This window comes from Nocardia sp. NPDC051463 (assembly GCF_040681975.1).
GTDB lineage: Bacteria > Actinomycetota > Actinomycetes > Mycobacteriales > Mycobacteriaceae > Nocardia.
Map to the genome: position 1 here is coordinate 1 of NZ_JBFBAB010000042.1, position 26,563 is coordinate 26,563.

Sequence of the window (26,563 nt, forward strand, 5' to 3'; positions counted from 1 at the left end):
CTGGTCCCATGCTTCGATCGGTTTTGCAATGATTGTGACCGTGAACGCAATGGAACTTGCGTCGGTGCTCTTTGCAATGAGGTTGGTGTGGATGCATACTGGGCGGCGGGTGCGCGGACGTCGAGCTGCGTGCATGTCGACAGGAGACCGGCACCGATGCCCGGAGGCAGACTCACCAATGAGGACCGTCAGCACATCGCTACGGGGCTGGCCGAGGGCCTCGGATACGCAGAAATCGGCCGGCGTCTGGAGCGGCCCGCCTCGACCATCATGCGAGAGGTCACCCGCAACGGTGGACCCGGTGATTACCGGGCGGATCGGGCGCACGAGGCCACACACCATCGTGCCCGCCGACACAAGCAGGCTCAGCCTTCCGCGCCGCCGATCCCCGACAGCAGCTATGGGCGCGACCCTCGAGCGGTCCAGGACTTCGCGGAATCCTTCACCGCTCTCCTCGTTCAGCAAGGGCTGCCCCGGATGGAGGCCAGGGTGCTGGCCTGCCTGCACATCACCGACTCCGGCGCTCTCACCGCCGCTGATCTGGTCCGGCAGCTTCGCGTCAGCCCCGCGTCTGTCTCGCACGCCGTCGCCTTCCTCGAAGGGCAAGGAATGCTCAGGCGCGAAAGAGTTCCCGGCGGGCGCCGCGAACGCTACGTCATCGACGATGAGATCTGGCTCCGCAACCTCCTCACCTCTCTGCAGATGAGCAAGGCTCTGGCAGCCGAATCGCAGCGCGCAGCCGAGATTCTCGGAGCCACCACCCCGGCGGGCGCCCGTTTCGAATCCTCCGCCGAACTCCTCCTCCTGGTGAGTGCGGCATTCCAGCAGGCCCTGGAGCAGTGGCGGCAGACGCTGGACGCACGCAGCGCCGGGCAAGAGTAACGATCCCTCGCTGCGTATCCGTCGAGCTGGACTGTCGAAGCTTTCGCTGGACACCGCCAGCAGGAGCGTTACCACGATGATCCGGATCGTCGGGGCGGTCAACAGCATCGCGAACAACCGCCCCGAAAGACGGTGCACCATCGGCCAGTTCCGGCGCATGCGCTTCGAGAACTGCAGAACTCCGAGCAGAATCGCCGATCCCGCACCAGCCGTGTGCACCGCCATGATCCACCGGCTGTGCTCGTAGGTCGGCTGTTGGTGGTGAACCAGCGATCCAACCGTGGAGTCGGGGTTGAGACTCACCACGGCGGAGATGGAGCGCAAATACAGCTCCGGCGCGGTGAAGTATCGCCCCATATATTCGATCGCCATTGGGGTGTAGATCAGGCACGTAACCCCGATCGCCGCCCATGTCGCAATACCGATTTTTCCAGAGTTCACTCACGACAGTCCGGTTTTAATGAAGAAACCTGACGTATGGTTTCCTATGTTGAGCTACCTGCGCGGTATCTCGGCCGTGTCTCTGCACAGTGACAACCTCGGACGAGCTGTGGCCACGAATTTCGAGACCCTGAACCCGTGCTGGCAGGGTCTCGAAAGTCGTGGCGAGCCGCCAAGTGATCGACCTGATAATTTCTGGTTCGTCTCATGCCGTGGCAATGGTGCTTGTCTCGGTTCGATGGCATTTCATCAGTCCGGACAGGCTCTCGGCAGTGAGCGTCTCAATCGGGTCGGGCAGGTTCATCAATACCCCGGGGTGATACCGGGAATCAGGGAGCGATAGCCGGGGCTGACTTCCCCCGGGCCGCTGTTGACGGGCGGGCCGGTCCGCTTCCAGGTGCCGTCGGATTGGCAGACCTGGTAGGTACCGTCGGGATAGGAGACCTTGCTGCCGACCTCGTAGCTGGATCCGCTCGACTTACAGAAGTAGACGACAGACCCACCCGGTTGCGCCCTCTGGTCTGCGTGGCTGACTCCGGCCGAGGCGCCGATCAGGCCACCGGCGATGAGCAGAGAAGCGGTCATGGTCTTCATTGCGCGGCGTGTGCTCAAACTCGTCCTTTGTTTGTTGGGTGTGTTGGTCCCCTTAAGTTTTGGCCGAATCGTTTGAGGTACCTAGGCGCCCTTGGGTGTTGATCCGGCACCCTGGGTGACGGGGGGTTACCTACCCTGTGGTCCGGCGTCGGCCGCCTGCGGTGTCCACTGTGCTTCTGGCCGCGATACCAACGGAACGTCCGCCATGGCGCCGCTACGAACAAATGTCTCGGCACTCACGGTCGAGGACGTGTGGACTTCCCTGAGCCGTTTTCGACGCGACGCAACAAGATCTCGGCCCGTCGACAGCTGCCAACTGAACCGACGCTCGCGGTACCTCCGACGCCACCCCACCATCCGGCCGCCAGCCGTAGGCGGCGAAAATGCATCAACGAGGGCGAGTAGAACTTGGGAATCTCAAAACCGTGGCCGAGTGGCATCGAATGGGCAAAACGTCGACTGTGGGCTGCCGTCGGCCACACAATCGCTCGAGACCTTTCTCGAGACGGCGGCGACTCGACATCAAAATGTCACCAGTCGGCGCTGCTTTCGCGACCAACGAAATGGCCACACCACAAGGAAATAGTCATACGCTATGCACGGCTCGCGCGCTCACCCATGAGTGCCCGGCCATTCTCAGTCCAGTGAATCCACGCGTCAACCGACCAGTCGAGGAGCAGGACGATGTCTGTTGTAAATATCTGGGGTTCGCTCAGTCCCGTGGCGCGCGCCGCGTATCCCACTCCGCAGGAGCCAGACGATGAGTGGACCCTCCGCGGTGGTACCGCATGGGTCTATTACAGCCCACTGAACCGGCGGCAGCTTGTCAAACCGGTTATCCTCGCCGACGGATTCTCGCTGGGTGCGAGTGACCTCGGCGAGCTCTGGGCCGGACTGGAGAACAACGGAAAGTACCGCTTCATCAGCGAGCTGCACGCGATAGGCCGGGATGTAATCGTGCTGGGTTACGACAACCGGGCAGCGTCGATCCTGGACAACGCGGACACCGCCATCGAGTGCATCCAGACCGCCAATCGCAATCGTGTCGATAATAAGGCGAAACTGGTGGTGGGTGGTTTCAGTATGGGCGGGATGGTGACCCGCTACGCGTTGGCCAAGATGCAGCACGATCAAGACCTGCCCGACCCCGAGACAAGCTTGTACCTGTCTTACGACACCCCGCATCGAGGTGCGTGGCTACCGATCTCGATGCAGGCTTTCGCGCACTTCCTCAAGGACAAGTGGGGTGCGACATCGCCCATCTTCGGCCAGTTCTCCGATCTGATCAACAGCCCGGCCGCGCGGCAGATGGCTCGCTGGCACCTCGGCAAGGTCGGTGACAAGCCGGACCAGGCGTCGGAACGACGCGCCTTCCTGCAGCAGTTGGATGCGGTGGGCGGATGGCCGCAGGGCATCCGCAAGATCGGTGTCGCCAACGGGGTCAGGACCGGTATCGGAAATGGGATCGGTCCCGCGTTGACGGCGGTGAGCGGTCGCGGCGATCTGCTGCTCGACGGCACCTTGCGCACCCAGGCACAGGGTGAGCAGGTCGTGGCCATCCTGCACGCGGCAGAACAACCCCCGATCGAGGTCAGCACCGACGGACTACCCGATATCGATGGCGCCCCCGGCGGCCTGTTCCCCGAGAACCCGGTACTGCCGGGAAACCCGGCCAGTTTCGGGATGGCCGCCATTCTCATGGGGTTGCTCGGCTCCGAGGTCGATTTGCAGTTGAACACCTCCTGTTTCATTCCCGCCATCAGCGCCGTCGCCACCGGCGAGATCGATAACCGTGACGCGCTGTACAGCGAGATCCGCGACCGCGACAGCGAACTCGACGCTTTCGCCTGTGCCAGCAAGAACGAGGGACACACCACTATGACCCAGGACTTGGGCGCATGGCTGGTGAACGAGATCGAGTCCCACTCCTGAGAGCAGGGTGAGCAGATCCACTCACCGCTGAACGTGGCAGCCGCACCGGTACGCATCACGGTGCGGCTGCTCGGTCTCCACCGCCTGTCAACCGGAAGCCAGGCTCTGCCTTCGGATCCGCCAGCGGGGTTGTTCGCCGCGACGAGCGGGGTCGCAGATCGGGCAGCCCAGAAACCGACGATGATCCCGCGCCGAAAAGCGCTGAGCGAATTGCCTTTCCGGTCGTACCGTGGAGCAGGTGAGCATCGTTTCGGACTACGAGCAGCTGATCGCAGACCAGACTCGCGTGCTCGAGGCCGATCATCGCGACACCCTGACCAGCCTGCGCCGACTGACCGAATTCCAGTAGCAACCAATGACTCCGATCGTGCACGTCGACGGGTAGCCGCCCGACAACCACACCGAAGATCCGGCGGACTTGTTCTAGCTCAGTTGATCTGATGCTCATCGTGCTTCCGGACGTGCGGTGCATCGGGGTCGCCGGCCGAGCCCGGTCCGCGGGCGCGACCGGCGCCCACAGCGGCGGATCCGGCAAGAAATGGCAACAGTCACAACCACTCTCGTGATGCCTCGGGACCTGGGCGGGCCTGTGCCGGTTCCGCACCCGCGTGCTCAGACGGTCGCGACCGGAGCCGCAGGGGTCGCGACCAGGCGGTGACGCCGGCTCGGCACCATCAGGGTCGGGTGGTTGACGCTCCATACGGTGGCCTTGCAGATCAGCTCCTTCACGCGCGCGCCCTTGCGGCCGACGTCGACCTTCGAGGTCGGCTGATCCTCCTTGGTCACCTTCTGCACGATGGCATCGCGGCGGCCGAGGCTGATGCACTGGCTGTTGTAGCCGATCGGGGCGGCCGGGACCTCACGTCCGGTCAGCCGGGCGGCAATGACGTCGCCGCCCAGCCAGGCCATCGGGGATGCGGTGGCGCAGCCCATGCGCAGCGTCTTGCCGCCCACTCCGGCGGCGTGCGCGGCATCGCCGATGGCGTAGACGTCCGGGTGCGAGACCGAGCGCAGAGTGGCGTCGACAACGATGCGCCCGGACTCGGAGACGGTGAGCGTGCTGGCGGCCGCGATCGGGTGCACGGCGAAACCTGCAGTCCAGACGGTCATCCGGGCCGGAATCTCCGCACCCGATCGGGTGACCACGCCGTCCTCGGTGACGCGGGTGACGTCGGCGCGTTCGTGCACGGTGATGCCGAAACGCTCGAAAGAGGCGCGCAGGTGGGTCTGCGCCTTCTCATCGAGCCAGTCGCCGACGCCGCCGCGCGCCGCCATGGCGATCTTCAGATCCGGGCGCGCTTCGGCGATCTCGGTCGCGACCTCGATACTGGTCAGGCCGCCGCCCACGATCAGCACAGTCTCGCCCGCCACCAACTCGTTCAGTCGCTCCCGCAACCGCAGTGCGGCCTGCTTGCTCGCCACATTGTGGGCGTGCTCGGCGACGCCGAGCACGCCGAAATCGGCGATGGTGCTGCCCAGGGCGTAGACCAGGGTGTCGTAGGCCAGGGTCTCGGCGCCGTTCTCGCCGATCAGCTCGACGGTCTTGCGATCCGCGTCGACCGAATCGACCCACGCGATCCGCACCTGAACGCCGGTGCCCGCGAACACCTTCCGCAGCGGGCGGACCGGCAGGTCCTTACCGGCGGCGAGCTGGTGAAGACGGATCCGTTCGACGAAATCGGGATCGGCATTGACCAGGGTGATCTCGATGTCGTCGCGGTGCAGTCGCTTGGCCAGGCGGCCGGCGGTGATGGCTCCGGCGTAGCCGGCTCCGAGGACGACGATGCGGTGCTTCATGGTTGTGCTCCTGTCTCAGTGGGTTCGATACCTGAACCAGGCAGAGGCACGAATGCTGACAGCCATCGACTGTGATGTGGGTCACCACAATTCGGACAGGGATGCTCCCGGTGCGTAGGTGGCCCACTGGCGGTTGGCATGTGCCAGCTTGTCGGGGTTGACGTGGGCGTGCACGGCGGCGATGCCGTCGACGGTGACCTGCAGGACCACGATGCCGACGACCCGATCCTCGGACACCAGCACCAGCGCGGGCATGCCATTGGCGATGGCCGCGAACATCTCGGGCTTGCCGCCCAGCTTGTTCCACGTGCCGTTCGAGGGCTTGATCGCGAGCCGCACGAACCGCGCGATGCGCTCCGCGCCGAGCAGCGGCCGGCTCAGCGTCGCGATGAATCCGCCGCCGTCACCAAGGATGGAGGCATCGTCGGTGAGCAGTGCCACCAGCCTCTCGGTCTGTCCACTGACCGCTGCGGCCAGGAATTCCTTCACGATCCGTCGAGCGGCGGCCTCGTCGACCTCGATGCGCGCTCGCTCCATCGAAAGATGCTGTTTGGCGCGGCGGTAAACCTGCTGGCAGTTGGCTTCGGTGATGTCGAGCAGGCCGGCGATCTCATGGTGCGGATAGCCGAAAGCCTCGCGCAGCACGTACACCACGCGCTCCTTGGCGGTGAGCCGCTCCATGAGCGTGAGCATGGCGATCGATACCGATTCCCGCTGCTCCACGGTGTCGGCCGGGCCCAGCATCGAGCCGCCGGCCAGCACCGGCTCCGGAAGCCATTGCCCCACATAGGTCTCCCGGCGGGCGCGGGCCGAGGTGAGCTGGTTGAGGCAGAGATTGGTGAGCACCTTGGTCAGCCACGCCTCGGGCGTCTCCACGTACTCGCGGTCGGCGGCCTGCCAGCGCAGGTACGTCTCCTGCACCGCGTCCTCGGCATCACTGGCCGAGCCCAGCAGGCGATAGGCGATCGCCTCCAGGCGGGCCCTGGAGCCTTCGAACAGATCGGCCTCGCGTGTGAGCAACATACCGACATCGTCGGCGATGCGTACCGGGCGCGTCCACCCGGTCCGAACCTCACTCCAGCCTCCAGCACGCCGACCAACCATCATCGGCCGAGCACTGCTCACCCCGGCCCAGGCGGCGGCTACCCGGTCCCGATGCCCGTGGCCGCGCTCGTGCCAGCAGACGCCGAAGGCATGGCCTGAGGCGTCGGTCAGTCGCCGAGCTGTTCCGGTGCCGCGCTGACCAGCGGCAGCGTTCCTGCGGCGAGGCGGTATTCCCGAATCGGTGCGGCCATCGAACCGCGCTCACGTCGCGACTCGACCAGTGGCGGCCGCGGCACTCCATCGCTCGTGGAGTGGCTGGCACTGCGGAGGTTCGAGGTCATCGAAGTGATGTCTCCCGGCGCGGTCGGTGCGTTGCCGCGCAGGATCTGCCTCGAGGCCGCCCAGCGGCACCCGGGGATACTGATGTGGTGCTCGGTGCGGAAGAGTTCGATCTCGTAATGGCCGTCATACGACGCGACATCGACGAGGTGCGACGTGCTCACGAAGTTGGTGTCGACCTGGCGAGTGTCACTACGCCGGTAGGCACTCTTCTTGGTTGGGCCGCGGAGTGGGGCAGGACCGAGATCATCGCTTACATGCTGGCCCAGGGCATCGACGCGGAGTCGAGGGCTCTTTCGAAGGCTGCGGCCAAGGGCCATACCGAGACGGTGCGGCTACTGCTCGACCATGGCATGAACCCGGATCTACCGGCTGAGTGGCCGCCGCTGTGCGCGGCAGCATACTGTGGCTCGCTCGAGTGCGTCCAGGTCCTGTTGCAGGCCGGAGCGCGGATCGATGTTCGGATGGGCTCGCAGGCAGGCTGCTCGGGTGGGAAGACCCCTCGGGAGATTGCCACGATGCGTCCTACAGAAGACACCGCGGAGATACTCCGGCTACTCGATCAGTAGACCGCTGGCTCTGATCGTGAACTTCGGCGTCGGCTGATCGCGAATGTCGACACCGCCTCTGCGCGAGCAATCCTCGTGATCGCGAATCCGGACATCGATATCGGGCAACCGGAAGCGGATCAACGTCATTGGCTTGACCAGCAGCGATGGCGGGTTGACGGCATCCGGATGCTGTGTGCGCGCCAACGGAAACCGTTCGGGTTGGTGATACAACCGCCAACCGCGCTAACGGGTACGCCGAACGACCGGACGCAGCGGCATATCCGTTGTCTTTGCGGCGATTACTACCGGGACCCTAGGGAATGGAACCGGCGGTTGCATCGGTATCGCGGATGGTTTGAACAGCATGGAGTCCCCCCGTGAGTTGCGATCGCAAGTCGGGCAGGAGATCCGCAAGCAGCGGACACACCCGCAGACCCGCCCGGCGAGGAAGATGCCGAGCGGGCCCTAGTGCGTAGCTGTCCCGCGTCAGCCCTCGATGCCGGTCACCGAGCGGTGGATGCCGCTGCAGCGGCTGCCCTCGGTTCGCCGGCTCCGGGGCGTACCCGAGAGAAGTGCATTATTGTTTTCTGGCTGGGTTGTATGTTCGGGTCGAAGGGGCCGGGGTCGACTTCGACGTTTGCATCGCTGTAGAAATCGACATTGACGTCTTGCGTAATCAGGACGGACGTGGGGAGGCCAGCGTCGTACAACAAGGCGTTCGGGTCTATACCCCAGAACCAGTGACCGTTGAATTTTTTCTCGTAGCAACCGCAGACCGTTCCGGTCAGGCTGGCCCTGTAGGTCACGCGGGCCGTCAGCGATCCGAGGTTGGCGAAAAGATACGCGGTTTCTGCCGAGTGCGCGGGTACATCGTCGTCGGCGCCTTCGCTGACACCGACCGTAACACTCTGTTCTTGTCCCTGAGTTTCGCCCCAGTTGTTCGTGTATGTGAAGCCTGTTTCTCCACCAATGCTGCCACCGATGTCCGCGAATTTGATCCCGTAGGTGATCTTCTGGTTGACTGAAACGGATTGGCTCTGCGACCAGCTTTGACTGGTGGAGACGGTCTTACTGATCGACATATCTGCGTGGTAATGCACGGAGTGGTCGAGGTTGTTCGTCCACGTGACATGATGCGCGATCACCGGCTTACTGTTGACGCTGATGACCTGCGCATCGACGGCCTCGAGGGTGGTGCTGACCTCATCCCAATGGAAGTCGTTGTATTTGTTCCCCTCCGGCGGGGTGGGGGCGTGCAGCCAGACATAGTCGGGCAGATACGACCCGCTCCCCATGACTTTCGCGAAGCTTTGCCTCATGTTCGAATTGGTCAGCCCGAATGCGCTCACTTCTTGATCGGTGATGGTATGCGACGTACTACCGAATGCCTGAGCCAAACTCCCACTTACCGTCGGAGCCGCGGTGATGTTGACACTGAAATCTTGACCCATGCCACTTCCCCTTCACAGCTATCAGGTTGTTGGTCCGGACGTATCTGAGGACTCGCTTGACCGCACATATCCAGTAACCGAGAGCAGAGATCGACGTGCGGTTCCCAGCGCTCTTCTGTTCGCACAGTGCAGCGTATAAGCAGAAGAGCAAGACGCAGTTCACGAAATTATGGGTGGCTCTCGCGCAACGCCACCCCGCGTGGCGGAACGCAGCCACTACGTACGAATACCGCGCACAGCTGATGCGTCCCAACAAAAGTGGTGAAAACGAACAGCGCGACAGGACGCATACCCACGATTCTACCCAGGCGAACCCGCATGCCCCGGCGATTCCGCGCATTGCCCGTAAAACGACCCCTTGAGCCCAAGATCGATTTACGACACCACTACACCGGCATGATCCTTACCGGCGTCGTTGCTGGACCGGACGGTGGGCAGCCGGTTGGATCATGGATCGCGTGCAGCTCCGCCCGAGCGTCGCTGTCATTCTTCTCGATCTGGATCAGGAGACCGAGCAACTCGTTCAGATCCTGCCGCTCGACTCGGGCGGGGGAGACCTGGCGGCGTCACTCATTCCAGGGCGCGCTCGTCTCCGGATTGTTCAGGGTCGGGAAGGTGGTCTCGGTTTCGAACGGGTCGTAGATTCGATACGTCAGGTAGATCCGGTTGGTGTGGCTGTAGACCTTCGTTGAGGTGTTGCTTCCGCGTGTGGTTATGACGCTGCCGCCACAGCCGTTGGCCAATCGTTCGGTTCTACGTTCGAGGGCTTCCCATCTCCATCGTCGGCCCAATCGAACTGCGGCAGCGGTGGCCCCCACTGCCACGGGGATGTGTATCGCCGCTGACTTCCGCTGCCGAGGCCGTGACCTGCGGCGTTACCTTGTCTCAGCGGACAGTGACCTCAGTCGACAGCGCCGCCATACCAGGTCGGAAGCGGGCGCGCCCCAATGGCGACCTGGTGGGCGGCCGCGGCAAGCAGGCGAGTGGAATCCAGTGTGGGCAAAGGCGATACGTCCGGCGTCACCAACAGCGGGATCTCGGTGCAAACCAGGGCGACGGCGTCACAGCCCAGACCGTGCAGGCGGTTGATGACATCGAGGTATCGCTGCCGGGATGCGGCCGTGAACACTCCTTCGCACAGTTCGGTGAAGATGATGTCGTTGATCAGGCGGCGCTCGTCGGAGTCCGGGATCTCGGCGTCGATTCCCTTGGCCGCAAAGACGCGCGGGTAGATCTGACCGGTCATCGTGTACTTGGTACCCAGCACGCCGACCCGCCGATAACCCTGCGCGGCTGCCTTTTCCGCGACGATTTCGGCAATGTGCAGGCCCGGCAGAGTCAGGTCCTCGCCGTCGGACTCCAGCGCCATATGCGCAGTGTTGTCGGGGCAGACGAAGAATTCGGCTCCGGCGTTGGCGAGACGATCGACGCTGGTGGCCAGAGTCTTTCGAATCGCGCCGTGATCACCGGCCTCCCACGCGGACATGCTGCGGCCCATCGCGATGCAATCCAGGGTCACATCGGGGTGCTCGTGCGTTCCGAGATCGCGGGCGCCCTCCTGCGACAGCGCCCGCAAGCAGAGCGCCGCGCCTTCGATACTGTGCGCCAAGATACCAACATGCCTCATCACGCTGCTCCTTGTTCGCGCCTATTCATGCCGTCCATCTTCGGCAAAGATCATCCATTCTGAGCCGGTTTCGACAAGACCGGTCGGTCGCCCGTCGCCACCGAACCAGCAGTGGTCTCGTGCTCGGTCACGGGGCGCCAAGCGCGGGGTAAGTACGCCGATGAGAGCGATAGGGGCCAGACCGATCTCGAGGTAGCGAGCCGAGTCGAGCATCGGCGGGTCGGCCGGGCGGCAGGAAGTTCTCGACGCTGTTGGCGACCGCAATTCGGAGCGGTGCCTACAACCCTATCCGCGGGCCATATCCACAAACCGGCTCAGGTGCAGCTGGTGCGCGACGGTGATGGTTGCGGTGGGGCCGTTACGGTGCTTGCCGAGAATGAGATCGGCCTCGCCGCCGCGTGGATCGTCTCGTTCGATTGCGTCGGGGCGATGTAGCAAGATGACCATATCGGCATCCTGTTCGAGCGAGCCGGATTCACGCAGGTCGGAGACCATGGGGCGCTTATCTGTCCGCTGTTCGGGGCCACGGTTCAGCTGACTGATGGCGACGACGGGAACTTCGAGTTCTTTGGCGAGCAGCTTCAGATTTCGCGAGAAATCCGAGACTTCCTGCTGTCGGGATTCGACCTTTTTACCGGACGTCATCAGCTGGAGGTAGTCGACGACAACGAGTTTCAGGTCGTGGCGTTGCTTGAGTCGACGCGCCTTTGCTCGAATTTCCATCATGGTGAGGTTGGGTGAGTCGTCGACGAACAACGGCGCCTCACTGATCTCACTCATCCGCCGCGCCAATTTCGTCCAGTCGTCATCACTCATCCGGCCGGAACGCATATCGCCCAACTTGATCTTCGCCTCGGCCGACAGCAGACGCATGACAATCTCGGTCCGGCTCATTTCCAAGGAAAAGATGACACTTGGTAGCCCATGTTTGATGGAGCAGCTGCGCATGAAATCCATTCCCAGGGTCGATTTGCCCACGCCGGGACGCGCCGCGACGATGATCATCTGACCGGGATGGAGGCCGTTGGTGACCTCGTCGAGTTCGGTGAAGCCGGTGGGGACGCCGAGGGAGATGCCGCCGCGGCTGGCGATGGAGTCGATTTCGTCCATCGTCGGCTGGAGGAGTTCTTCGAGGGGGAGGAAGTCCTCGGTGGTGCGCCGTTCGGTGACCTCGTAGACCTCGGCCTGCGCGCGGTCGACCACCTCGGCGATGTCCTGGCCGTCGGCGCCCGCATAGCCGTATTGGACGATGCGGGTGCCTGCCTCGACGAGGCGGCGCAAGATGGCCTTCTCGGCGACGATCTCGGCGTAGTAGCCGGCGTTGGCGGCGGTCGGGACGGTTTGGGTGAGGGTGACGATGTAGGGGGCGCCGCCGATGCGCTTCAGTTCGCCGCGGCGGTCGAGGCCCGCGGCGACGGTCACCGGGTCGGCGGGTTCGCCGCGGCCGTACAGATCGAGGATCGTGTCGAAGATGGCCTGGTGGGCGGGGCGGTAGAAATCACCTGGTCGCAGTGCCTCGATGACGTCGGCGATGGCGTCTTTGCTGAGCAGCATGCCGCCGAGGACCGACTGCTCGGCCGCCAGGTCGTGCGGAGGCTGCCTGCCGAAGTCCTCACCGGGCGGCTCGGAGTATTCCGCGTGTCCGCGGTCGTCGACGACTGCCAACAGACTCGACCGTCCTTTCCCCACCGGGATTCACACTATCGATGACTCGTTGTACTCCCGGGTACCGACACTTCGGGCGCGCAGCAGCGGGTGCGCTACGACCGTTCGTTGGCGCCGTCAGCGGGTTCCAGCAACCGTTGCGGCAAGGTACCGAATCATGACGTTCCTGCTGGTTCGTTCATGACATTGCGACGAACCTAGGCGACCGGATGGGCGGTCGCCAAACCGGACTGTGCACATACCTGTGGATAAGTTGGGGAATGTTTACCCAACGGTGTGCACCCCCTGTGTACTACTTGGGGAAAACCTGGGTCATCACATTCAAACGTGCTGATAGATATTGATTTCCGAATCTATCCACGTGTGGATGAATCTCATGTCGGCGTGTCGGTTCAGTTGAACAGCCGGGCGTGTTGAGTAAAGCGGTGTGGATTACTAATGTGGCCTGGGTCACATTGCGGACAGTTGGTTTTCTCGACGATCCACAAGTGGAATAACCGAAGGTAGAACCGTTTCGGCGATTTGCGGAGAATGACCCAGATCACCTTTTTGCCCAGATCGCAAATATTTAGTTACTACAGTCGAAGGCCACTCTCGTCCCGAGCACGAGAGTGGCCTTCGGAGCGAACTCAGTTCGCGGCGACCTGAAGGTCGAACTTGGCGACCACGTCGGGGTGCAGGTGCACCACAACGCCGTGCTTGCCGGTCGACTTGATGTGCGACTTCGGCAGCTCGATGCTGCGCTTGTCGACAACGGGGCCGCCCGCCGACTTGATGGCCGAGGCGACGTCCGCCTGGGTCACCGAGCCGAACAGCTTGCCGGTGCCCGCGGTCTTCACCGACAGCGACACGGCCTCGAGGCCTTCGATGGCCTGCTTCAGCTCGTTGGCGTGATCGAGGTTGCGCACCTTGCGGGCGTCCTGCGCCCGGCGGATGCCCTCGACCTGCTTCTGAGCGCCACGGCTGGCAACGATCGCCAGGCCGCGGGGCAGCAGGTAGTTGCGGCCGTAGCCGTCCTTGACTTCCACGGTGTCGCCGGGAGCACCGAGGTTGTCCACATCAGCAGTCAGAATCAACTTCATTGCGATGCCTCCCTGTCTCAGCGAGCCGTCGACACGTAAGGCAGCAGTGCAACCTCACGCGAGTTCTTCACGGCAACGGCGACGTCGCGCTGGTGCTGCACGCAGTTGCCGGTCACCCGGCGAGCGCGGATCTTGCCGCGATCACTGACGTACTTACGCAGCAGCTGCGTGTCCTTGTAATCGATATTGACGGTGCCGGTCTTGGCTTCCTTGCAGAAGGTGCAAGCCTTCTTCTTCAGCACCTTCTCGCGCGCTGGCGCTTTAGGCATGTCTTACTCCGTAATCATTGATGGCCCAAGTGGATCCGGGCCGATGAATGCCGTTCTCAGAACGGCGGTTCGTCGTCTACGCGGCTGTTGCCCCCGAAGGAACCTGCCGCAGGTGCGCTGCCCCAAGGGTCGTCCTCGGCACCGCCGGAACGTCCTGTGTTACCACTGCCACCGGCCGGGGCGAAGTTGCCGCCGCCGCCGCTGCCGCCGGAACCGAATCCGCCGCCACCGCCGCCGCCGCGATTGGCCTTGGCGACCTTCGCAGTGGCGTAGCGCAGCGAGGGACCGACCTCGTCGACCTCGAGCTCGACGACCGTGCGCTTCTCACCCTCGCGGGTTTCATAGGAGCGTTGCTTCAGTCGTCCGCTCACGATGACGCGGGAACCACGTGTCAGGCTTTCAGCGACATTTTCCGCAGCTTCACGCCAGATGTTGCAGCGCAGGAAGAGCGCTTCGCCGTCTTTCCATTCGTTCGAATTACGGTCGAACACACGGGGAGTCGAAGCGACGGTGAAATTCGCCACCGCTGCGCCCGCGGGCGTGAATCGAAGCTCGGGGTCGGCCGTCAAGTTTCCGATGACGGTGATGACCGTGTCGCCTGCCATGTGGTTCCTCCTGCTCGGTTGCAGTCCGCAATGCACTCGCTGTTGCGCTAGAGCCTAGAGACAGGCTCCGACGCAATCGAGAGTCACTTGCCGTGGCGCAGAACCTTGGTGCGCAGCACCGACTCGTTGAGGCCCAGCTGGCGGTCGAGTTCCTTGACCGTGGCGGGCTCAGCGGTCAGATCGACCACCGCGTAAATGCCTTCGGCCTGCTTGGCGATCTCGTAGGCGAGACGGCGGCGGCCCCAGATGTCGACCTTGTCGACCTTGCCGCCTTCGGTACGAACCACGCCGAGCATGGTCTCCAGGGACGGGGCTACGGTGCGCTCGTCCAGGCTCGGATCGAGGATAACCATCACTTCGTAATGACGCACGGACCAATCACCTCCTGTGGACTAGGAAACGGCCACGGACTTTCCGTGGCAGGAGGGTCGTTGCGTCAGCAACCCGACAAGGCTACATGAGCAGCTGCCCAGCGCCGAAACGCCCCCACTACCGCCCGGTTCCTACGGATTTTTCGCCTCTGTGGGCGACCGTATCCGCGGGGGACGCAGGCGCGACCTCGGCCCGGCCACTTAGGGTGGTCGTCATGCCGACCGGACTCGCCGCCAGCGACAGGATCGCAGGCCGTGTGACGCGCACCGCGGCGCTCGCCGCGGTGGTGGTGGTGCTGTGCGGGCTCACGCTGGCGCTCGCGTACCTGAACAAGGCGCGCTGTGCGGGGGCACCGTTCGCCGAGGACGGTCGCAGCTCGGTGTTCGACGTGCTCAAGGATTCGGATGTCTGCTATTCCGATATCCAGTTCCTGTGGCTCGGGCGTGACATCGACAATCACGTATTTCCCTACATCGACGGCGGCATTACCGAGGACGGCATGCTGACCGGGGGCGCGGTCGAATATCCGGTGCTCAGCGGTGTGCTGATGTGGCTCGGTGCGGTCGGAGCCCACAATGACGCCGAATTTCTGCTGCACACCGCGCTGCTGCTGGCGCCGTTCGCGCTGCTGACCGCGTGGTTGCTCGTTCGACTGTCCGGACGTGCGGCGCTGCTGTGGGCGGCCGGGCCGCCGTTGGTGCTGTACGCGTTCCACAACTGGGAGCTCCCGGTGGTGTGCACGGCGGTGGCCGCCGTGTACGTGGTCACTGCGATGACCCGATACTCATTGCGCACCAGGGGAATACTGGCCGCCGTACTGCTAGGTATCGGCTTCTGTTTCAAGCTGTATCCGGGCATCTTCGTCCTGCCGTTGCTGGCCTATGTGCTCACCGGTGGCCGGCGCGAGGTGGAAGATCTCGAGCCCGTGCGGCTCGATGTGCGCGGTGCGTCGATGGCGGCCGCCGCTGCCGTCGGCACGGTGGTTGCGGTGAATCTGCCTTTCGCGCTTGCCGGGTACGAAGGCTGGCGGGCGTCGATCACCTTCCAGCAATTGCGGCAGGCCGATATCACCACGAATTCCATTTGGTATTGGGGACTCCGGCAGCTGTTCGGGCAGGATGCCGACAGCGAGACGGCGTTTCAGCACGCGGTGTCGATCGCCTCGCCCACCCTGGTGCTCGTGTCCTTTGCGCTCGCGATGTGGTTGGGCTGGAAGCGATTCAGCACGACCGGCATCTTCCCGTGGATCGGCGTCAGCGGCGCGATGCTGTGTGGATTCTTGTTGTTCCACAAGGTGCATTCGCCGCAGTACACGTTGTGGCTTGTTCCGTTCCTGGTGCTGCTCGATGTGCCGTGGTCGGCGATCGGCGCGTACCTGGTGGCCGACGCGGCTATCGGCATCGGGGTCTTCCGATACTTCTATTCGATCGGTTCCGGCACCTCGGTGGATCTGATGGAGAACATAGTCCAGTTCGGCGTCTGGGGTCGCGCCGTTCTGCTCGTGGTGTTCTTCTTTCTGTTCGCGCGGGCGACGCCGCGCGGATTCCGGCCCTCGCCGCCGCCGATCTCGCGTTCGGCCCGCGGCGACTTGGTACCGGTCGCCTGACCGAGCGGTCGGGTGGTGCTCAGTCCGCCGCGTGTCTGGCGCGAAATGCCGCGCTCTTGGCGCGATTGCCGCACTGGGCCATATCGCACCAGCGTCGCGACTTGCCGCGTGAAGTGTCAACGTAGAGGCGCGTGCACAGGGTGCGGCCGCATTCCTTGATCCGCTGCCGATCGGGTCCACCGAGCAATTCGACGGCGGCGCGGGCGATGGCCGTGATCGCGGCCTCGGGAGTTCCGGTGCGGATCAGCGTGGCATCGGATCGCAGTGTCAGACCGGGCAGTTCGCCGACTGCCAGTTCGTTGACGACGTCGCGGTCGATCTCGGCGAACGGTTCGTCGTGGGCGGCGGCGAGGGCCAGCCGGTAGGCGGCTTCGCGCAGCCGCACGGCGCGATCGAATATCGCTGTGTCGCAGTGCGGTTCGCCGTCGAGCAGATCGGCGGCGACGAGCCATACGTCGAGGTCGGCAGGTGTGTGGAGGTAGTCGTCGAACGTCGTGGCTCGGGCTTTGACCGTGCCTGCGAAGTCCAGGGCGAGGTTACCGCTAACGAAGGCGAACACCCTCTTATAGTAACCGCCTTGACAGGTTAGTAAAGGAGGTGCGACGGTAGTAACCGCTTTAGCAGGTTGCATCGGGAGGACTCGTGCGGGATCGCATCGCGACGGCTGCCATGCAGCCGCTCTTCGTTGTGTTGTGGAGCAGCGCGTTCATCGCGGGAATCATCGGAGTCGGCGCGGCGCCGCCGCTGATGGTGTTGTTCGCGCGGTTCGCCATCGCGGGACTGCTGCTCGCGCTGTACGCGCGGGCGGTGGGAGCCCGATGGCCACAGGGTGCCGAGCTCCGGCACGTGGTCGTTGCGGGGCTACTGATGCAGATCGTGCAGTTCGGTGCGTTTTATACCGCGATGAGCCATCATGTTTCGGGCGCTGTCATCGCACTGGTGCAGGGGTTGAATCCGGTGGTCATCGCGTTGTTCGCCGGGTTCATCGGTGAAACCGTCACGGTGCGACAGTGGTTCGGCTTCGGGATCGGCGGCGTCGGTGTGGGGCTGGCCGTGCTGGACCAGTCGGCCATGTCGATGGTCGGGCTGCTGCTGTGCGTGGTCGGATTGCTCGGCCTGAGCATCGGGACCATCTATCAAAAACGGTTCGTCCCGCAGGTCGATCCGCGCGCCGCGACCGCGGTGCACGTGATGGCGAGCGCGCCGATCGCTGGTGTATCGGCCTGGGCCGGTGGGCAACTGCACATCTGGGATATGGGCCGCTTCGCGCAATCGCTGGTCTGGATGGTGTTCATGAACTCGATGGTCGCGTTCCTGCTGCTGAACCACATGCTGCGGCGCTGGGATGCGACCAGGGTCGGTCGACTGTTCTTCGCGACGCCGGTGGTGACCGCGATCCTGGCGTGGCTGCTGGTCGATCAACCGTTGCGGCCCTTGACCATTGCCGGACTCGCGGTCGGCGTGATCGGCATGGTGCTCGCGTCGCGGCGATCTGTTGCCGCGGTACGGCAGCCGCGAGCGGTGGCGGTCGGCGTGCGCTGAGCTACATGCCCGCGCCGTGCCGGTCCATGCCCCACCGGTAGGTCTCGTCGATGGCGCGCTGGGCGCCCTCGACATAGTGGACCTCCCGGTGCACCGTGATACCGGTGCCCTGATGCTGCAGCAGCGCAACAGCACACGAGTCGGCGCCGCGCACCGGGGTGTCGAGGTGAACCTCGATCTGCGGGCCGGACGTGGGGAACAGGGTGAGGACACCATTGGCGGCGGCCCAGTTCGGTACGCCGTCGGAGCCGGCGGCGAAGATCAGGATGCGCCGAAACAACTCCGGCCTCGCGAGATCGATGTGCAGGTTCGCGCCCGCGTTCGCCGCATCGCTGCGATCCGCTCCGTCGAGGACGATGTGCGGCTCGGAATCCAGTGCGCCGAAGTTGTTTCCGTTCGCCGCAATCACGCCTTTGGCCCCGTTGGACAGCTCATAGAGGCAACCGAGCTCCAGCTCGACGGGTGTGGACTTGCGGAAGAAACCCTTCGAACCGCTGGTCCAGTTCAGGTTCACTCGTATGACTCCGGGCTGGTCACCGGGTTTGACGAGGGTGGTGCTCGGTGTTGCTTTCGACAGCGTCAACTTCGACTGGTTGCCGCCGCCGGGAGTGGTGTCCTTCGCCATCGCAGCGATTCCCCTCGTCCACAAAGAAAGCGGCAATGGCTGAAATACAGCCATTGCCGCTCCACGTTCTTCGGCTGTCTGCCGAGCGTCAGCCTACCGGCGTCGGTTCCCGTTCGCTCTTCACTTCTTCGGCATCGTCCTCACGACGGTTGCGAACGATGCTGGTGATGAAGGCCGCACCGATGAACGCGACACCGATAAGGCCGGTGACGAGGTCGTTGATGTGCACGCCGATCGAGACCATCAGGATGACGGCCAGCGCGCCGATCGCCCAGTGTGCGCCGTGCTCCAGATACACGTATTCCGAGAGCGTGCCCTTGCGCACCAGGTAGACCGTGATGGAGCGGACGAACATGGCGCCGATCAGGCCGAGGCCGAGCGCGATGATGATCGGGTCGGAGGTGACGGCGAACGCGCCGATCACGCCGTCGAAGGAGAACGACGCGTCGAGCACTTCCAGGTACAGGAACAGGAAGAACCCGGCCTTGCCCGCGGCCTTGGCGAGTTCTGATGGACCGTCGGTCTGCTCCTCGGTGTGGAACATCGAGCCGAGCCCGTCCACCACGATGTAGGTGAGCATGCCGAGCAGGCCGGCGAGCAGGACGGTGGCGCGCTCTTCCTCGGTTGCGATGAACTCCGCGGTCAGGATCAGTGCGACACCGGAGACGACCACCGAGAGCATGTCGAGTTTGCCGAGCCGGGCCAGCGGCCGCTCCAGCCAGGACAGCCAGGTGATCTCGCGTTCCTCGAAGATGAAGTTCAGGAACAGCAGCAGTAGGAACATGCCGCCGAACGAGGCGATCTGCGGGTGCGCGTCGGTGAGCAACGTCTCATAGCTCTTGCTGCCGTCCGGGAAGGTGGCGGCACCGTCGGCGGGCGGGTTCAGCGCCAGATCGAAGGCTTTCACCGGGTCGAGGCCCGCGGTGATCCACACGATCGCCAGCGGGAAGACCAGCCGCATACCGAACACCGCGACCACCACACCGATGGTGAGGAAGATCTTCTGCCAGAACTCGCTCATTCGTTCCAGCACAGTCGCATTGATGACCGCGTTGTCGAACGACAGCGAGACCTCGAGGATACCGAGGATCGCGGCGAGCGCGAGCGCGGTTGGTCCGCCGTACAGGAACGCCACGATAAGCGAGACCACCGTGACGATGAAGGACATGCCGAAGATGCGCAGGACCACGCGGGGACCTTTCCTATGCGGCGACTCGGACTTTCGTCCGAGCACGTGTGAATGAAGAGACCGGGTTGGTGACGGCTAGTTCCAGCGTGGCTGCTGAATCGGCGGTTGTCCAACGGTGTTGCGTGCGTCTCGGCGCGTTGTCGCACGAACAGGGGGCTCGTCGCCGAGCCCCCTGACAAGCAAGGTCGTGCTTAGACGTTCACGCCGTAGTCGCGGGCGATACCGGCGAGACCCGAAGCGTAGCCCTGACCGATGGCGCGGAACTTCCACTCGGCCCCGTTGCGGTACAGCTCACCGAAGACCATGGCGGTCTCGGTGGAGGCGTCCTCGGTGAGGTCGTAGCGGGCCAGTTCGGAGCCGTTGCTGCGGTCGACCACGCGAATGTAGGCGTTGCGCACCTGACCGAAGGACTGCTGACGGCCGTCCGCGTCGTAGATCGAAACCGGGAAGAAGATGCTCTCGATCGTCGGCGGGGTGGCCGCCAGATCGACGTTGATCACCTCGTCGTCGCCCTCGCCCTCACCGGTCTTGTTGTCACCGGTGTGCTCGATGGCGCCTTCGGGGGACTTGAGGTTGTTGAAGAACACGAAGTGCTGGTCCGACAGCACCTTCTTGTCCGCACCGGTCGCGATGGCGCTGGCATCGAGGTCGAAGTCGGTGCCGGTGGTGGACCGCAGGTCCCACCCGAGACCGACCGCAACGGCGGTAAGGTTCGGCGCCGCCTTGGTCAGCGAGACGTTGCCGCCCTTGGACAAACTGACACCCATGCGGGAATCCCTTTCAATAGACGTTTGAGGTTCCCAGCATGTCCGAATCGCCGGGTACGACATACGACAGTAGTAGGTTTCGGCGAACTTGCGTAGGAACCCGTACAACCCCCGGCGAACTGGAAGATCGCCGGGAGGTGCCCGGGAGATGCCCGGGAGATGCGCAGTATTGCGCTCGGGCAGGCACACACGAGTCCACCGCTTACCATCGGGACGTGGCAGGCCGCAGGCGTGGATGGTTCCGGTCATCGGGGCCCAATGAATGGATTCAGCAGGCCCGACCGGCACTGACTGCTGCCTTCCTCGATATGGATCGGCGCCAGAGCGCGGCCGAGGTGGCCGTGCACGCCGCCGAGCAGGTGTTCCCGGATCGTCGGATGAGCGCGCACTGGGAAACGGTGCGCAGCCGGTGCTATGACGCGGCGGGCGCATACCTGGGGTTCAACGACGAGTTGGATACGGCCGAGCACGACGGCACTCCCGTCCCGCAGGGGCAGACCCGCGCCGATGCGCTGGTCCGGCAGCTGAATGCGGCGGCAATGGCGGTGGACGAGTTCTACGGCGGAAATCAGACGCAGCTCGAGCGGGCCCTGGCCGTATATCGGACGGTGCCGCAGCTGGCCGAACAGGTGAAGATCAGCGCGGCGGGTGTGCGCAGGCAGGCGGCCGAGTCCGAATACATCGGCTACCCGTCGGTACGACAGGCCGCCGCCGCCGTCGATGAGGCACTGGTCACACTGGAAGCTGCAGGCCCGGAGGCTGCCGCGACTGTTCGAGCCGCTGCCAATCGCCTCGAAGCGGCGACCAAGGAATTGATAGAAGTATTGGCGCAGGCCCCATCTCGCGAACAGGCCGCGACCACCGCCATCAGCTCGGCGAGCACCAGGTTGGCGGCCGTGCGCACGAGGGCCGAACGGCTGGCGCCTGCCTTCTCCACGCTGCTGCGCGAGTTCAATGCTGCAAGTTCCGCGGATCTGGCTAACAATGGGCGGGAAAGCCAACGGGCCATCGATGCCGCGGACGCAGCCCTGGTCCGCGCGCGCGTGGGATTGGCCCAGAACAACCCGGAGTCTGCACTTGATCTGACCACATCCGCGCGCGGATCTCTGACCGAGGCCGAGCAGCAGGTCGACGCCGTGACCAAGCGGCTGACCACACTGCGCGAAGTTCGGGACAATCCGCAAGAGAAGGCCAAGGCCGTACGATTTCGGCTGCGGGACGCACAAATGCTCGCGGTGGGCCGGGGGCTCACCGCCGAATGGGGATCTGTGCTCGATGCACAGGTGGACCGAATCGACCGAATTGCCGAAACGCTGTCGGGGCGACACCCCGACTACTGGGCCTATGTGACCGAACTGGATTCCATCAGCGAATTCATAGCCGGGGTAGTGGATCGAATGAGAAAACAAGCAGGACCACGACGAGAATGAGGATGGGGCAACGATGACCGCAGGCATCGCCGTCCCGCAGGCGGTTTCCCTGCGGAAACGACTGCCGCTGCGCCATTTTCGGCAGCTGCACGGCCCGGAGGCACGGCACCTTTTCCATCGGCAGCCCGAACCTTTCGGCGACCACGCCGATCGGGAGCTGTTGGCGATCGCACTCGGCGCCACGTTGTATGCCCCCGCGACCCGGCCGGATCTCGCCATGACGATCGCCAAACGCGCCGAGCGCGGCGTGTGCTCGATGGTGATCGATCTCGAGGACGCGGTCGCCGATCACGAGGTGGAATTCGCCAAGCAGCAGACGGTGGCGACGCTGGATCTGCTGGCAGGCAGCGAGGATCCGAATCCGCTGCTGTTCGTCCGGGTTCGTGACGCGGACGCGATCACCGAGATCGTCGAGCAGCTCGGGGCGGGTGCGGCGGTGCTCACCGGTTTCGTCTTTCCCAAATTCGACAGCACCACGGGAACCAAATATCTGGACGCGCTCGAGACCGCCGCGGAGCTGCTCGACCGGCCGATCTATGGGATGCCGGTGCTCGAATCGCCGGGTTTGGTGCATCGGCAGACCCGCGACGCCGAGCTGACCCAGATCGCGACGTTGCTCGCCGAGCATCGGGAGCGGGTGCTCGCGGTGCGGGTGGGCGCGACCGACATGTGTTCGACCTTCGGCATCCGGCGCGACCGGGATCTGACCATCTACGACGTGCGGGTGGTCGCGGATGTTATCGCCGATATCGTGAATTACCTTGGGCGAGCGGATGGTACGGGTTTCGTCATCACCGGCCCGGTCTGGGAGTACTTCGCCGATCACGAGCGGATGTTCCGGCCGCTGCTGCGCACCGCGCCCTTCGCGGAGTCCGACGCGGTACCGTTCCGGCAATATCTGGTCAGCCGGGATCTGGACGGGCTGCTGCGCGAGATCACGCTGGACCGGGCCAACGGCATCCAGGGCAAGACGGTGATCCACCCCTCGCACGTGGCCGCGGTGCACGCGCTGTCGGTGGTGACGCACGAGGAGTACTCCGACGCGCTCGACATCCTGCAGGTCGACGTGGGTGGCGTTGCGGCATCCGGATACCGGAACAAGATGAACGAGATGCGGCCGCACCGCAGTTGGGCGCGCCAGACGCTGCTGCGGGCGCGGGTGTTCGGCGTGGCGAATAAGGGAGTGTCTTTCGTGGATCTGCTGTCGGCGATGGTGCAAGTATGAGTGGGGCGTCGGCTGATCTGATCGGGACTGCCATACCCTGGGCGACGAGGACGCTCGGTATGGAGTTGTTCCACGATGATTCGTACGGGCCGGTCGATCCAGGCGTGGTGACCAGTGCGTTACCGGTCGAGCTGTCGGTCGAGTCGTTGATCCAGCCGGGCCTGCGGCGCAACCCGCGACGCGCGCATCTGCTGGTGTCGACCGTGCTCGGCAAGCATCTGCCGACGGACCCGCGGGTGGTGCTCGATGCGGGCAACCGGCTCGGCGACCTGGTGCGCGGAGTGCTCGGTGAGCGGGAAGCGGTCGTACTCGGATTCGCCGAAACCGCAACAGGTCTCGGCCACTGTGTGGCGGCGCGGATCGGTGCGGGCTGCTACCTGCATTCGACCCGGCGAGACGTCGCCGAAGCGCAGACGCTCACCGGGTTCGAGGAGGGGCATTCGCACGCCACCTCTCACCAGCTGCAACCCGCGCCGGCCGACATCTTCGCCAACGACCTCCCGCTCGTGCTGGTGGACGACGAAATATCCACCGGTGCTACGGCTCTCGATGCGATCTATGCGCTGCACGCGTTTTCGCCGAGGTCCCACTACCTGCTTGCTTCGCTGGTGGATATGCGCACCGAGAACGATCGCGCCGCATTCGAAGCGGCGGCGCAGCGAATCGGCGCGCGGATCGATACGGTGTGCCTCGCGTCCGGCCGCACCGCGTTGCCGGACGGACTGGTGGACGCGGTTGCCGCGCTACCCGAACCGGAGCTGAATCCCATTGCTGAGCAGCGAGGTTCGTTCACGCGAATGGGACTGCCGTGGCCGGCGGCGGTACCGGAGGGCGGCAGGCATGGGATTCTGCGTTCGGACATGACCGCGTTCGATTCCGCTGTCACCGCTGCGACCGAGACGGTGCGGAGGAAGCTCGACGCGGAATTCCCCGGCCGGCCGGTCATCGTGCTCGCACACGAAGAGCTGATGTACATGCCGCTGCGGATGGCGGCACAACTCGCCGAATCCGGGATGCCGACCAGGTATCAGACCACTACACGGTCACCGGCGTATGTGCTGGACGAACCCGGTTATCCACTGCGTCGCGGATTCCGTTTCCTGGCACCGGAGGTCGGTCAGGAGCAGCCTCGCTACCTGTACAACGCGCAGTGGGCCGAGGAGTTTTCCGGTGCGCGCGCTCCAGGGTCGATGCAGCGGTCCGGTCGGCTCGTCGGCGCCGGCGACAGTCTCGGCTGGCAGTCGGAGAATTCCACAGCGGGCGGCGCGGGGGACGGCGATCCGGTCCTGGTTGTTGTCATCGATTCCCCTGCCGACACCGCTGAACTCGTGGCCGACGGTGGGTTGATCGATGTACTCACCGCCTCCGGCGCCGATGTCGTGCTCGCGGTGCTGCCGGGTGCTGATCCGCGCCTGCTGCACGCAGGGCGGCTCGATCAATTGCCGTCGGGTGCCGCGGTGCCCGGCACGGACGCCATGCCGAGGTCAGTTGCCGTGAATACCGTTCCCACAGTCGAACTTCCCGCCCCGTTGCACGGTCCCGACTTCGGATCGTATGCGCCCGAGGAGGTTTCCTGGCTGCTGAAGGATCTATCCGCCCTCGACCTCGAGGCGGATGTCGCTGAACGGGAGCATCGGATCCAGGCGGGGGTAGCGCACTACGCGGAATCGCTGCCAATCGAATACCAGCCGGATGCGGCCTATCGGTCGTTGTTCGACGATGTGCTGGAGGCCAGCGCCGAGCGGCTCGCGCTTGCCGTCGCGACGGTAGCGGAACTGGTCGTCGCCGAGCGTGGCAACGACATCGTGCTGGTCTCGCTGGCTCGTGCGGGCACTCCAGTGGGTATCCTCATGCGCCGCTGGCTGGCCGCCGGCCGTTGCGGCGATCTGCCGAGTCTGGAGGTGCCGCATTATGCGGTGTCGATCGTGCGTGATCGCGGCATCGATGCCGTCGCGTTGGACTACCTTGCCAGCCACCATGATCCGGCGTCGGTAGTGTTCGTCGACGGTTGGACCGGCAAGGGCGCCATCACCAAGGAACTCACCGAAGCCCTCGACGCGTACCACGCCGCGGGTGGCGCTCGGTTCAACGACGAACTCGCCGTACTCGCCGATCCGGGGCATTGCGTGCGCACCTACGGCACCCGCGACGACTTCCTCATCGCGTCGGCCTGCCTGAATTCGACCGTCTCCGGTCTGATTTCACGCACGGTACTGAACGACACCCTGATCGGACCCGGCGACTTCCACGGCGCGAAGTTCTATCGCGAGCTGCATGGCGACGATGTCTCCGTGCGCCTGCTCGATGCGGTGAGCGGCGCTTTCGACGCGGTCCGAGACCGGGTGCCTGCCGAGGTCGCCGCCCTCCGGGCCGGCGACCGGTCACCGACCTGGTCGGGCTGGGCCTCGGTGGAGCGGGTGTGCGAGCAGTACGGCATCGGCAGCGTGAATTTCGTGAAACCCGGTGTCGGTGAGACCACCAGGGTACTGCTGCGTCGCGTGCCGTGGCGGGTGCTCGTCCGTGAGGCGGAGGCGCCCGAGCACGCTCACCTGCGCATGCTTGCCGCGGCTCGCGGTGTTCCGGTGGAGGTCGTGGAGGACCTCGCCTATTCGTGTATGGGATTGATCAAGGACGTACAGCAGTGATGCACCTAGGAAATCTACGAAGACAGACGTTGGTAGCCACCGATCTGGACCGGACGATGATCTACTCGCGCAACGCTTTCAGCGCGGCTACCGCGGTGCCGACGGTGTGTGTGGAGCATCTGGAAGGCGAGCCGCTGTCGTTCATGACGACCGCCGCGGCCCTGCGGATGCAGACCCTGACCGAGCCGGCGGCCGTCATTCCGACGACCACCCGCACCATCAAGCAGTTCGAACGTATCCAATTGCCAGGCGCCCCATGGCGATACGCGATCACCAGCAATGGCGGGAACATCCTTGTCGACGGTGTTCCCGATATGCGCTGGCGCATCGATATCGACGACCAGGTTCGCGCCGGCGGCGCGACGCTGTCGGAGATCAATGCCGAGCTCCGTGCGCGCATCGATGACAGCTGGGTCACCAAGTTCCGTGTCGCCGACCACCTGTTCAACTATCTGGTGGTCAAGCCGAAAGAGGTGCCCGAGGGTTTCCTCGCCGAATGGGACGCCTGGTGCCGCACTCGCGGGTGGTCGGCCTCCCAACAAGGGCGCAAGATCTACACCATGCCGACGGCGGTGTGCAAGAGTCGCGCCGTCCGGGAAGTTCGCCGTCGACTGGTCGAGAACGGCGAGCTATCGCAGGCAGCAACGACTCTCGCCGCCGGCGATGGCGCACTGGATGCCGAAATGCTCCGTGCGGCCGACTCGGCCATCCGACCCCGCCATGGTGAACTCGAGCAACTGAACTTCACTCATCCCAATCTCACCATTACCCGGGCCTCGGGCATCCTCGCCGGTGAGGAAATCATCAACTGGTTCATTGAGGCCGCGCCGCTGTCTACCGAATGAGGGGTGCCCGAGCCGTCGGGGCTCGGTAGGATTGTCCA

The 26,563-nt window shown here is 64.4% G+C and carries 25 protein-coding genes; 9 read left to right on the forward strand and 16 right to left on the reverse strand.

What is annotated here, in order from left to right; genetic code table 11:
• Window positions 1–156: 156 nt before the first annotated feature.
• Entirely contained in the window at window positions 157–882 is a 726-nt protein-coding gene (locus tag AB0M74_RS32740) for a helix-turn-helix domain-containing protein (protein ID WP_366530178.1), read from the forward strand.
• Between the two features lie 744 nt (window positions 883–1,626).
• On the opposite strand, the gene AB0M74_RS32745 is transcribed toward AB0M74_RS32740, so the two are convergent.
• A complete protein-coding gene (locus tag AB0M74_RS32745) occupies window positions 1,627–1,908 on the reverse strand; it encodes a hypothetical protein (RefSeq protein ID WP_366530179.1) in 282 nt (93 codons plus the stop codon).
• Between the two features lie 693 nt (window positions 1,909–2,601).
• On the opposite strand from AB0M74_RS32745, the gene AB0M74_RS32750 reads away from it, so the two are divergent.
• Window positions 2,602–3,849, forward strand: coding sequence for a hypothetical protein (locus AB0M74_RS32750; RefSeq protein WP_366530180.1), 1,248 nt, complete (start codon window positions 2,602–2,604; stop codon window positions 3,847–3,849).
• A 612-nt stretch (window positions 3,850–4,461) separates the two neighbouring features.
• Here AB0M74_RS32750 and AB0M74_RS32755 read toward each other — a convergent pair.
• The 3 genes from AB0M74_RS32755 to AB0M74_RS32765 form a co-directional block, all read right to left on the reverse strand.
• Complete coding sequence (locus AB0M74_RS32755; protein ID WP_366530181.1) at window positions 4,462–5,646, reverse strand: FAD-dependent oxidoreductase; 1,185 nt, start codon at window positions 5,644–5,646, stop codon at window positions 4,462–4,464.
• 81 nt (window positions 5,647–5,727) lie between these two features.
• A complete protein-coding gene (sigJ, locus tag AB0M74_RS32760) occupies window positions 5,728–6,669 on the reverse strand; it encodes an RNA polymerase sigma factor SigJ (RefSeq protein ID WP_366530182.1) in 942 nt (313 codons plus the stop codon).
• 188 nt (window positions 6,670–6,857) lie between these two features.
• Entirely contained in the window at window positions 6,858–7,193 is a 336-nt protein-coding gene (locus AB0M74_RS32765) for a hypothetical protein (protein WP_366530183.1), read from the reverse strand.
• Between AB0M74_RS32765 and AB0M74_RS32770 the strand changes: the two genes are divergently transcribed.
• Entirely contained in the window at window positions 7,149–7,598 is a 450-nt protein-coding gene (locus AB0M74_RS32770) for an ankyrin repeat domain-containing protein (protein WP_366530184.1), read from the forward strand. The two genes, AB0M74_RS32765 and AB0M74_RS32770, sit on opposite strands and share 45 nt — an antisense overlap.
• Here the strand turns inward: AB0M74_RS32770 and AB0M74_RS32775 are convergent.
• The 8 genes from AB0M74_RS32775 to rpsF form a co-directional block, all read right to left on the reverse strand.
• Complete coding sequence (locus tag AB0M74_RS32775) at window positions 7,584–7,784, reverse strand: hypothetical protein (protein WP_366530185.1); 201 nt, start codon at window positions 7,782–7,784, stop codon at window positions 7,584–7,586. The two genes, AB0M74_RS32770 and AB0M74_RS32775, sit on opposite strands and share 15 nt — an antisense overlap.
• 299 nt (window positions 7,785–8,083) lie before the next feature.
• Complete coding sequence (locus AB0M74_RS32780) at window positions 8,084–9,031, reverse strand: hypothetical protein (RefSeq protein ID WP_366530186.1); 948 nt, start codon at window positions 9,029–9,031, stop codon at window positions 8,084–8,086.
• A 901-nt stretch (window positions 9,032–9,932) separates the two neighbouring features.
• A complete protein-coding gene (locus AB0M74_RS32785; RefSeq protein ID WP_366530187.1) occupies window positions 9,933–10,658 on the reverse strand; it encodes an amino acid racemase in 726 nt (241 codons plus the stop codon).
• Between the two features lie 285 nt (window positions 10,659–10,943).
• Window positions 10,944–12,323: a replicative DNA helicase gene (dnaB, locus tag AB0M74_RS32790; RefSeq protein WP_366530188.1), complete on the reverse strand. Its 1,380-nt coding sequence runs from the start codon at window positions 12,321–12,323 to the stop codon at window positions 10,944–10,946.
• Window positions 12,324–12,952: 629 nt separating this feature from the next.
• Window positions 12,953–13,405 carry a 50S ribosomal protein L9 gene (gene rplI / locus AB0M74_RS32795; RefSeq protein WP_366530189.1) on the reverse strand — a complete coding sequence of 151 codons (453 nt, stop codon included), beginning with the start codon at window positions 13,403–13,405 and terminating at the stop codon, window positions 12,953–12,955.
• 17 nt (window positions 13,406–13,422) lie between these two features.
• Complete coding sequence (gene rpsR, locus AB0M74_RS32800) at window positions 13,423–13,674, reverse strand: 30S ribosomal protein S18 (protein WP_328407495.1); 252 nt, start codon at window positions 13,672–13,674, stop codon at window positions 13,423–13,425.
• A 56-nt stretch (window positions 13,675–13,730) separates the two neighbouring features.
• A complete protein-coding gene (locus AB0M74_RS32805; RefSeq protein ID WP_366530190.1) occupies window positions 13,731–14,279 on the reverse strand; it encodes a single-stranded DNA-binding protein in 549 nt (182 codons plus the stop codon).
• An 83-nt stretch (window positions 14,280–14,362) separates the two neighbouring features.
• Window positions 14,363–14,650 carry a 30S ribosomal protein S6 gene (rpsF, locus tag AB0M74_RS32810; RefSeq protein ID WP_328407491.1) on the reverse strand — a complete coding sequence of 96 codons (288 nt, stop codon included), beginning with the start codon at window positions 14,648–14,650 and terminating at the stop codon, window positions 14,363–14,365.
• Window positions 14,651–14,865: 215 nt separating this feature from the next.
• On the opposite strand from rpsF, the gene AB0M74_RS32815 reads away from it, so the two are divergent.
• Window positions 14,866–16,257, forward strand: a complete 1,392-nt coding sequence (locus AB0M74_RS32815; RefSeq protein WP_366530212.1) for a hypothetical protein — start codon at window positions 14,866–14,868, stop codon at window positions 16,255–16,257.
• 19 nt (window positions 16,258–16,276) lie between these two features.
• On the opposite strand, the gene AB0M74_RS32820 is transcribed toward AB0M74_RS32815, so the two are convergent.
• Entirely contained in the window at window positions 16,277–16,816 is a 540-nt protein-coding gene (locus AB0M74_RS32820) for a CGNR zinc finger domain-containing protein (protein ID WP_366530191.1), read from the reverse strand.
• 83 nt (window positions 16,817–16,899) lie between these two features.
• Here AB0M74_RS32820 and AB0M74_RS32825 point away from each other — a divergent pair, with 83 nt between their 5' ends.
• Window positions 16,900–17,799 carry a DMT family transporter gene (locus AB0M74_RS32825; RefSeq protein ID WP_366530192.1) on the forward strand — a complete coding sequence of 300 codons (900 nt, stop codon included), beginning with the start codon at window positions 16,900–16,902 and terminating at the stop codon, window positions 17,797–17,799.
• 1 nt (window position 17,800) lies between these two features.
• Here AB0M74_RS32825 and AB0M74_RS32830 read toward each other — a convergent pair whose 3' ends face one another.
• The 3 genes from AB0M74_RS32830 to AB0M74_RS32840 all read right to left on the reverse strand — a co-directional run bounded on the left by AB0M74_RS32830 (window position 17,801) and on the right by AB0M74_RS32840 (window position 20,380).
• The gene (locus AB0M74_RS32830) at window positions 17,801–18,424 is read right to left on the reverse strand and encodes a Tellurium resistance (protein ID WP_366530193.1); all 624 of its coding nucleotides are present in this window, start codon (window positions 18,422–18,424) and stop codon (window positions 17,801–17,803) included.
• An 88-nt stretch (window positions 18,425–18,512) separates the two neighbouring features.
• On the reverse strand, window positions 18,513–19,613 hold the full coding sequence (locus AB0M74_RS32835) for a DUF475 domain-containing protein (RefSeq protein ID WP_366530194.1): 1,101 nt from the start codon (window positions 19,611–19,613) through the stop codon (window positions 18,513–18,515).
• A gap of 191 nt (window positions 19,614–19,804) precedes the next feature.
• Window positions 19,805–20,380 (reverse strand): TerD family protein, encoded by a 576-nt coding sequence (locus AB0M74_RS32840; RefSeq protein ID WP_328407479.1) that lies wholly within the window; start codon window positions 20,378–20,380, stop codon window positions 19,805–19,807.
• Window positions 20,381–20,595: 215 nt separating this feature from the next.
• Here AB0M74_RS32840 and AB0M74_RS32845 point away from each other — a divergent pair, with 215 nt between their 5' ends.
• From AB0M74_RS32845 to AB0M74_RS32860, 4 genes are read left to right on the forward strand one after another with little or no spacing between them, the layout of a single operon-like run.
• A complete protein-coding gene (locus AB0M74_RS32845) occupies window positions 20,596–21,810 on the forward strand; it encodes a hypothetical protein (RefSeq protein ID WP_366530195.1) in 1,215 nt (404 codons plus the stop codon).
• Window positions 21,811–21,823: 13 nt separating this feature from the next.
• Window positions 21,824–23,035, forward strand: coding sequence for an HpcH/HpaI aldolase/citrate lyase family protein (locus tag AB0M74_RS32850; protein ID WP_366530196.1), 1,212 nt, complete (start codon window positions 21,824–21,826; stop codon window positions 23,033–23,035).
• Window positions 23,036–23,094: 59 nt separating this feature from the next.
• Complete coding sequence (locus AB0M74_RS32855; RefSeq protein WP_366530197.1) at window positions 23,095–25,680, forward strand: phosphoribosyltransferase; 2,586 nt, start codon at window positions 23,095–23,097, stop codon at window positions 25,678–25,680.
• The gene (locus AB0M74_RS32860) at window positions 25,680–26,525 is read left to right on the forward strand and encodes an HAD family hydrolase (protein WP_366530198.1); all 846 of its coding nucleotides are present in this window, start codon (window positions 25,680–25,682) and stop codon (window positions 26,523–26,525) included. The genes AB0M74_RS32855 and AB0M74_RS32860 overlap by 1 nt, the downstream gene beginning before the upstream one ends.
• The last annotated feature ends 38 nt before the right edge of the window (window positions 26,526–26,563 follow it).